This window comes from Actinotalea ferrariae CF5-4 (assembly GCF_000603945.1).
In the GTDB taxonomy this organism is placed as follows: domain Bacteria; phylum Actinomycetota; class Actinomycetes; order Actinomycetales; family Cellulomonadaceae; genus Actinotalea; species Actinotalea ferrariae.
Genome location: NZ_AXCW01000127.1, coordinates 1 through 8,443, shown reverse-complemented (window position 1 = coordinate 8,443; position 8,443 = coordinate 1). Strand labels below are relative to the sequence as shown.

General features: G+C 75.2%; 7 protein-coding genes. 1 reads left to right on the top strand and 6 read right to left on the bottom strand.

Translation table 11 applies throughout. The features are described from left to right. The 6 genes from N866_RS11835 to N866_RS11810 all read right to left on the bottom strand — a co-directional run. A partial coding sequence (locus N866_RS11835; protein ID WP_034226578.1) for an HD domain-containing protein occupies positions 1-724 on the bottom strand: 724 nt, incomplete at its 3' end. Positions 725-768: 44 nt separating this feature from the next. Continuing rightward, entirely contained in the window at positions 769-2,298 is a 1,530-nt protein-coding gene (locus N866_RS11830; RefSeq protein WP_052022967.1) for a sensor histidine kinase, read from the bottom strand. A 3-nt stretch (positions 2,299-2,301) separates the two neighbouring features. After that, complete coding sequence (locus N866_RS11825; protein WP_034226576.1) at positions 2,302-3,024, bottom strand: response regulator transcription factor; 723 nt, start codon at positions 3,022-3,024, stop codon at positions 2,302-2,304. A gap of 148 nt (positions 3,025-3,172) precedes the next feature. Continuing rightward, positions 3,173-3,958, bottom strand: coding sequence for a PspA/IM30 family protein (locus N866_RS11820; RefSeq protein ID WP_034226574.1), 786 nt, complete (start codon positions 3,956-3,958; stop codon positions 3,173-3,175). 90 nt (positions 3,959-4,048) lie between these two features. After that, a complete protein-coding gene (locus tag N866_RS11815) occupies positions 4,049-6,139 on the bottom strand; it encodes a TPM domain-containing protein (RefSeq protein WP_052022966.1) in 2,091 nt (696 codons plus the stop codon). Between the two features lie 132 nt (positions 6,140-6,271). Continuing rightward, positions 6,272-7,771 (bottom strand): NADP-dependent isocitrate dehydrogenase, encoded by a 1,500-nt coding sequence (locus tag N866_RS11810; protein ID WP_081802593.1) that lies wholly within the window; start codon positions 7,769-7,771, stop codon positions 6,272-6,274. Between the two features lie 45 nt (positions 7,772-7,816). On the opposite strand from N866_RS11810, the gene N866_RS11805 reads away from it, so the two are divergent. Beyond that, the coding region (locus tag N866_RS11805; protein ID WP_155855329.1) for a DUF6671 family protein at positions 7,817-8,443 on the top strand (627 nt) is incomplete at its 3' end.

Below are 8,443 nucleotides of genomic sequence, written 5' to 3'. Positions count from 1 at the left end.
CGTCCGCCCCGGCGGGGGCGGACGCCGCGGCGGCCTCGATCCGGCCCAGCTCCTTGCGGAGCCGGTGGAGCTCCGCGGCGGTGTTCTGCCGGGCGGGCTCCTCCCACGCCGCCCCGAGGGGGCTGACGAAGAGGCGCGGCCGCTCCGTGAGGCGTTCGAGGATCCGGATCCGCGCCCGGACGAAGGCCTCGACGGGCAGGTGCGCGTACTCCGCGCGGACGTCCTCCAGGTAGGCCTTGTACCGCTGGGGCTCGGCCGCGAGGACGGCGAGGTCCGCGTCGCACAGGACGGCGCAGTCGAAGTCGTCCGGGTCCGGGTTGTGCCGGCGCAGGGCCGTGACGAGGTACGCGACCCGCTCCGCCGACGCGGCGGGCACGCCGAGCCCGGTCAGCTGCTCCCGGGCGAGCACGGCGCTGGCCTGCTCGTCCTCGCCGCCCCGGCCGGCGTAGGAGGTGCGCTCCGCGGCGTCGAAGACGGCGCCGTGGTACCACGCGGCGAGACGGACGAGGTCCGGCTCGTGGGTCTCCTCGGCCAGCTCGTCCACCCGCATGAGGACGTCGGTGAGGTGGCGCAGGTTGTGGAAGTGCCGCTCGGGCTCGGTCCACCGGCCCAGCAGCTCGTGCGCGACCTCGTCGATCTCGTCCTGCTCGGCGGTGGCGCCCGCGGCCCGGCAGGACCGGACGAACGCCTGGGACAGCCACTGGGGTGCGTCGGTGACGCCCATGGGTGAGGAGCCTCGCTGTCGGGGGTGCAGGTCGAGCAGCAATCCTAGACCGGGGGAGCGGACCGGCCACCGCTCGGCGTGGCTCCGGTGCCCCGGAGGTCGTCGTCGGTCCCGGGGGCGTCACCGTCGGTCGCGGCCGGCAGCGCCACCCGCACCGTCGTCCCGCCCCCGGGGGTGGGGTGCACCGCGACCTCGCCGTGGTGCGCGCGCACGATCGCCGCCACGATGGCCAGCCCCAGGCCGGCGCCGCCGGTCTCGCGGCCCCGGCCCGCGTCGACCCGGTAGAAGCGCTCGAAGACCCGGTGCGCGTGCTCCGCGGAGACACCCGGACCGTGGTCGCGGACCTCGACGGCGACGCGTCCCTCCGCCGCCCTGCCGACGGCGACCTCCGCCGGCGTGCCGTCCGGCGTGTGCCGCGCCACGTTGCCCACGAGGTTCGACAGGACCTGCCGCAGCCGGTCCTCGTCACCGACGGCGACCGCCCCGGCCGTGGTGCCACCGGCGGCCAGGGCCACCACGCGCACGGGGCGGGCCGGGTCGAGCGCCCGGAGGTCGGCGGCGGCGTCCGTGGCGAGCACCGCCAGGTCGACCGGCTCCGCCCGGAGCGGACGCCCCTCGTCCAGGCGCGCCAGGTGCAGGAGGTCCTCGACCAGGCTGCCCATCCGCACCGCCGAGCCCTCGATGCGCTGCATCGTGGCGGCGACGTCGTCCGGGGCCGTCAGCGCACCCATGCGGTAGAGCTCCCCGTACCCGCGGATGGTCGCGAGCGGCGTACGGAGCTCGTGGCTGGCGTCCGAGACGAACCGGCGCATGCGCTCCTCGGACGCCTCCCGCGCGGCGAAGGCCTGCTCCAGCTGCGCGAGCATGGCGTTGAGGGCCGCCGCCAGGCGCCCCACCTCGGTGCTCGACGGCTGGGCGGGGACGCGACGCGCGAGGTCGCCTGCGGCGATCGCGCCGGCCGTCGCCTCGATCTGGCGCAGCGGCCGCAGCTCGCGGCGCACACCCCACCACCCGGCGACGGCACCCAGGGCCACCACGCCGACGGCGATCGTCAGCAGGACGCGGCGCATCTGCGTCAGCGTCGCCTGGGCCGGGTCCAGGGGCAGGGCGACGACGACGGAGCCCACCACCGTGCCCTGCCGGTAGCTCGTGAGCGGCAGCGCGAGCGCCCGCCACCGCCCGCCGTCGTCGGCGTCCGCGACCGTGAAGGCCTCGCCGCCCCGCTCGGCGACCTGCGCCGCCGACAGCGCCGGGACGGTCGGGCTGCCCGCGGCGGCGCCGTCCACCGCCTGCGCCGTGACGACCTGGCCGTCGACGTCGAGGATCGCGACGTGGTAGTCGGACGGCAGGTTGCCGGTGTCCAGCATCCGCATCCCGCGGGCCGTGACGCGGTCCACCGCCAGCGGCGCGGCGGCGGCGAGCTGGCTGTCCACCTGCTCCACGAGCGAGCTGCGCAGGAAGGTCTGCGCGACGACGCCGGACAGGCCGAGCCCCATGACGAGCAGCGCGACGAAGAGCGCGGTCAGCCGGGAGCGCAGCGGCAGCGCCGCCCAGGCGGTCGCCGGGTTCCCCACCGGTCAGGCCCCGGGCGGGAGCCGCAGCACGTACCCGACCCCGCGCTTGGTGTGGATCAGCGGCTGGTCCTCGGGCGTCCCGTCGGGCCGCCGGTCCACCTTGCGGCGCAGGTAGGAGATGTAGGACTCGACGATGGCCCCGTCGCCGCCCCAGTCGTACTCCCAGACGTGGTCGAGGATCTGCGACTTGGAGAGCACCCGGCCCGCGTTGAGCAGGAGGTAGCGCAGCAGCGCGAACTCCGTCGGGGACAGCTCCACGACGCGCGTGCCGCGGCGCACCTCGTGGCTGTCCTCGTCCAGCTCGAGGTCCGCGTAGCGCAGGAGGTTCTCCTCCGCCGCCTGCCCGGCGGCGCGGGTGCGGCGCAGGACCGCCCGGATGCGCGCCACGACCTCCTCCAGGCTGAACGGCTTGGTGACGTAGTCGTCGCCCCCCACGGTCAGGCCCTGGACCTTGTCGGTCGTGTCGTCCCGTGCCGTGAGGAAGACGACCGGCACGTGCTGGTCCCGGTCGCGCATGCGCCGGGTCACGGTGAAGCCGTCCATGTCCGGCAGCATCACGTCGAGGACCACGAGGTCCGGCTGGACGTCGCGGACGAGGGCGAGCGCGGAGGCGCCGTCGGCCGCCGCGAACACCTCGAAGCCCGCGAAGCGCAGGGACGTGGTGAGCAGCTCTCGGATCGTGGGCTCGTCGTCGACGACGACGAGGCGTGCCTCGGGATCGGCCATGCCACCAGTCTGCGCCCCGAGTCTGGGAGATGCCTGGGAGCGCGCTGGGTGCCGGGCCCGGGTCGGCGAGTCGGCCTGCCCTGCCCGTGACGACGGTGCCCCGCCCCGCGCGGTGCGGGACGGGGCGCCGTCGGCGGGGTGCGGTCGCTCAGGCGCGGTCCTCCTGGGCGGCCTCGATCGCAGGGGTCACGGTGTACGCCTCGATCTGCGCGGTGGGGCGGTTGCCCGCCTTGAGCGCGGCGAGGCGGGCCTCGACCTCGATCTCGGTGCCGGCCGACTCGAGCTCGGCGAACTGCGACTCCAGCGACGACGCGGCGATCTCCGCCTGGCCCATCGCCATGGCCTCCTCGCGACGCACGCGCTCCTCGAAGCGCGCGAGCTCGCTCGTCGGGTCCAGGACGTTGATCGAGGAGATGGCGCCCTGCACCTGCTGCTGCGCCTGGGCGGCCTTCTGCCGGGCGACGAGCGTGTCGCGGCGGGTCTTGAGCTGGCCGAGCTTGTCCTTCATCTGGGCGAGCCCGGACTTGAGCTTCTCGACCGTCTCGCGCTGCGAGGCGATGAGCGGCTCCGCGTCCTTGGCCTCGGTCTCGGCGCCGATCTGCTTCTGCAGGGCGATCTTGGCGAGCTGGTCGAAGCGGTCCGCGTTGGCCGTGTCGCCCTGCGCGCGGTACTGGTCGGCGCGGGTCGACGCGGCCACGGCCTTGTCGCCCCACTCGCGCGCGGCGGCGACGTCCTCGTTGTGGTCCTGCTCCGCCAGGCGCAGGTTGCCGATCGTCTGGGCGATCGCCCGCTCGGCCTCGCCGATGCTGCTGGTGTAGTCGCGGACGAGCTGGTCCAGCATCTTCTGCGGGTCCTCGGCCTGGTCGACGAGCGCGTTGATGTTCGCGCGCGCCAGCTGGGTGATGCGGCCGATGATGCTCTGCTTCTCCGTCATGTGCCGTGCCTTCCTGTCTCGCTCGTCCGCGGGCCGGTCGGCCCGGCGGATGTGCTCTTCCCGTGCGGGGGTGTGAGCTGCCCGAGGGGTCTAGAAGCTGCCGCCCCCTCCGCCGAAGCCGCCGCCCCCTCCGCCGAAGCCGCCGCCGCCGAAGCCTCCGCCGAAGCCGCCGCCCCCGCCGCCGAAGCCACCACCACCACCCCCGAAGCCTCCGCCGAAGCCGCCGCCCCCGCCACCGCCGCCCCGGAGGATCGAGTCGATGAGGATGCCGCCGAGGATCATGCCGCCGATGTTCGGGCCCCCGTGGTGCTGGGTCTGCGGGCGGTGCCGCACCTCGTAGTCGTCGATGTCGGCGTGGGCGATGTCCTGCGCCTCCTGCGCGAGGCGCTCCGCGCGCTGGACCGTCGCGAGCGCGGTCTCCGGGTCGGTGCGCGCCTGGTCGCGGGCCAGCTGGAGCAGCCGGGCGGCCTCCGCGAGGCGCGTCCGGGCGTCCGGGCCGACGGCGCCGCGGCGGGTCGTGATGAAGTCGGCGGTCGCGCGGATGAGCGAGTCCACCCGCCCGAGCGTCTCACCGAGGTGCTGCTCCGCCCGACGACGACGGTCGGCCTCCTCCCGGTGCGGCGCGAGCGCCCGGTCGAGCTCGGCCTCCGCCTCGGTGATGGTGCGGAGCGCGGCGAGGGGGTCGCCGCCGGTGCGGGCCGTGTGGGCCTGCTCGATGGCGGCGCGGGCCGTGTCGACGCGGGGCGCGACCTCGGTGCTGCGCGGCGCGAGCCGGCGCGCGTCGTCGACGTCGGAGCCGATCGAGGCGATGGCCCGCTCGAGCCGCTGCGTCGCGGCGGCGAGGTCGGACCCCGCGCGGTCGACCGCGTCCAGCAGCGTGACGGCCTGGCCGACGGCGTTCTCGGACGCGCGGGCGAGGTTCACGGCGGCCCCCCGGTCCCCGGCCGCCAGCACCTCGCGGCCCTGGGCGACCGTCAGGCGCACCTGGTCCACGAGCGCCTGGGCCTGGTCGGGGTTGGCCGTGACGGAGGCGAGGGCCTCGCGCGGGTAGGTCGCCGCGAGCTGCTCGAGCGTGCGGCGGGCGGTGGGGATGCGCGCCTCGATCTCCGCGGCGCGCGCCTCGTCGGCGTCGAGCAGCTCCGGGGCCCGCTGCTGCAGGTCGCGCAGCTCGTCGAACCGGTCGGTCTGCGCGTCCAGGCTCTCGGCGACCTCCTTGCAGAGCGCGAGGACCTGCAGCGACACGCGCCGCACGGTGGCCTCGTCGTCGGGGATCTCGTCGTCGAGCACCTGGCGCAGGTGGAACGCCTCGATGACCTGCTTCTTCGCCCGCTCGAGGACCACACCGAACTCGCGGGTCGCCTCGATGCCGAACTGCGCCTGGGCGAAGCCGAGCTCCTGCTCGGAGGTCCGGACGGCGTCGTCGACGCGCACGAGCGCGGATGCGGCGCGGCGGTCCAGCTCCTCGGTGGGCAGGGCCTCCAGGCCCTGCGGGGCGGGTGCCGGCGGTGGGCCCTGTCCCGGTGCGCCACCCGGACCGGACCGCGCGCCGGTGCCCTTGCGCCGCAGGGACCGGAACAGCAGCACACCCGCGATGACCGCGCCCCCGAGCAGGAGCAGCGTCATGAACCCGCCGGCGCCGTCGTCCGCGACCGGGACGCCGCCCGGGCGCCCCGGGTCGGCGCCCGTGCTGGTCCCGGTCTGCTCGGCCCGGATGCCCTCGGCGGCCGTCACGGCGGCCCCGGCCCAGTCGTCCTGGCCCAGGCGGGTGCGCACCGCGTCGTTCGCCGCGGCCACCGCGGACTGGACGGCCGTCCCGTCCTGCGCGCCGAAGAAGAAGCTGCGCTCGTCGACGGCCACGGCCAGCAGGGCGTCGGCGCTGCCGAGCCCGGACAGACCGGCGGTCTCGTTGCCCCACTCCTCGCGCGTCAGGCCCCCGAAGTCGTCGACGTAGACGACGTACAGGTCCGTGCCGGCCTCGGTGGCCAGCCGGTCGACGGCCTCCTGGACCTCGGCCGCCTGCCCGCCGAGCACGCCGGCCTGGTCGACGACCTGCTCCGCGAGGTCGATGGGCTCCGCCGCGCTCGCGGCGAGCGCCGGCCCCAGGGCCAGCAGCGTGGCGCCCGCGAGGACGGAGGCGGCCCGGGCGGGCGTGGTCAGGGCACGGGTCCGGGCTGGGGTCACGGGTCGATCCTCGACCACGCGGCCGGTGGCCGCAACGAGGTGGGGCGCTGATCAGGCCGTGTTCGCGGAACGCGTCACGACGGCGGCCCCGGGAACCCGGGGCCGCCGTCGTTCGTCAGGGCCGCGCAGGCCTCACTGGCCCTGGCCGAGGGAGTAGCCGGGCTCGCCGTCGAAGCGGTAGAGGCCCTCGGTCTTGACGAAGTCGACGCCCGCCGTGTCGAGGTGCGACAGGAGCTCCAGGACGTGGCGCCGGTCCGCCCCGCCGGGCTCGGCGGACTGGAACCGCGCGCGCCAGTGGTCGGTGCAGAAGGTCTCCGGCATCCCGCCGGGCCACACCTTGAGGCCGCGGTTGCTGATCATGCTCAGCTGCAGCCGAAGCCCCTCCGTGGCGCGCGTGAGGATGTCCGCCAGCGCCTGGGGGTCGCGGTCGTCGGAGGCGATGAAGACGTCCACGCCGTCCATCGTCCGCACCTCGGTCCCCCGGCTGACCGCCGGGAACGTCATGGGTTCCTGCCCGACCGGGTACTCCACGGGCGCGAGGGTCTGCGGCACGCGGCCGATCCGCTCGATGACCGCGTCCGCGAAGGCCCGCGTGCCGACGGGGCTGCGGCCCTCCCGCGCGATGTCGTACGTGCCGATGCCCTCCTCGAGGGTGGCGAGCCACGCGTTGTGCACGCGTGCGGCGACGTCGCCCTGGCCGATGTGCACGAGCATCATGACGGCGCCCAGGAGCATGCCCGACGGGTTCGCGAGGTCCTGGCCGGCCCGGCGGGGCGCCGAGCCGTGGATCGCCTCGAACATCGCCGCGTGCTCGCCGATGTTCGCCGACCCGGCCAGGCCCACGGAGCCGGCGATCTGCGCCGCGACGTCGGAGAGGATGTCGCCGTAGAGGTTGGGCATGACGACGACGTCGAAGGCCTCGGGGGTGTCGGCGAGCTTCGCGGCACCGATGTCGACGATCCAGTGCTCCGCCGTGATCTCGGGGTAGTCCGCCGCCACCTCGTCGAAGACCTTGTGGAACAGGCCGTCGGTCAGCTTCATGATGTTGTCCTTGGTGAAGCAGGTGACCTTGCTCCGACCGTGCCGGCGCGCGTACTCGAAGGCGTAGCGGTTGATGCGCTCGCAGCCGGGACGGGAGATGAGCTTGAGGGTCTGCGTCACCTCGCGGGTCTGCCGGTGCTCGATGCCGGCGTAGAGGTCCTCCTCGTTCTCCCGGATGATGACGACGTCCATGCCGGGGTGCCGGGTGGGCACGAAGGGTGCGTAGGCCACGCAGGGCCGGACGTTCGCGAACAGGCCGAGGGACTTGCGCACGGTCACGTTGAGGGACTTGAACCCGCCCCCCTGGGGCGTGGTGATCGGGGCCTTGAGGAACACGCGGGTGCGGCGCAGGGACTCCCACGCGTCCGGCTCGATGCCGGCGCTGTGCCCTCGGGCGTAGACGGCCTCGCCGATCTGCACCTCCTCCACGGCCAGCCGGGCGCCGGCGGCCTCCAGGATGCGCAGGGTGGCGTCCGTGATCTCCGGGCCGATCCCGTCCCCGCGCGCCACGGTGATCGGGACCGCGCCGCCCGCGGACGGTGCGCCGGGTGCCAGGGCCTCGAGGGCGTCGTTGCTGAGGGGGTTCGGCATGGGACTTCCTTCCGTGGACTCGCTCGTGGTCGGCGACATCGTGACATGAAGGGCAAAGCCTGTAGATTTCTTCTCGTGTTTTCGGGCCCGCCCTACGCCGGTACCACGGTCGGGCTCGGCACCCGGCACCGCAAGGAGGAGCAGCTCGGACCGCCCTTCGCACGGATCCTCCGAGCGCGGGTGCGCACCCCGCCCGGGCTCGACACCGACCAGTTCGGCGCGTTCACCGGCGAGGTCCCGCGGACGGTCGCGCCCCTCGCCGCGGCGCGGGGCAAGGCCCGCCTGGCCATGCAGGTGACCGGCCTGCCCCTCGGGCTGGCCAGCGAGGCCAGCTACGGGCCGCTGGCGGCCGTCGGCGTGCCCGGGCACGAGGAGCTGCTGATCTTCCTCGACGACGAGCTCGGGATCGAGGTCGTGGAGGTCACGCGCTCGCTGTCGATGCCGGGCGCCGCGCTGCGCGCCCGCACGGCGGACGACGCCGTCGACCGCTACCTGGCGGGCCTCGGCTGGCCGGACCAGGCCGTCGTCGTCGTCCCCGCCCAGGGGGACCGCGGTGCCGCCGTGGCCAAGGGCATCACGGACCGCGACCGGCTCGCCGCTGCCGTCGGGGCCGCCGCCCGGGTCTCCGCGGACGGGCACGCGCTGCTCCAGCCCGACCTGCGCGCCCACCGG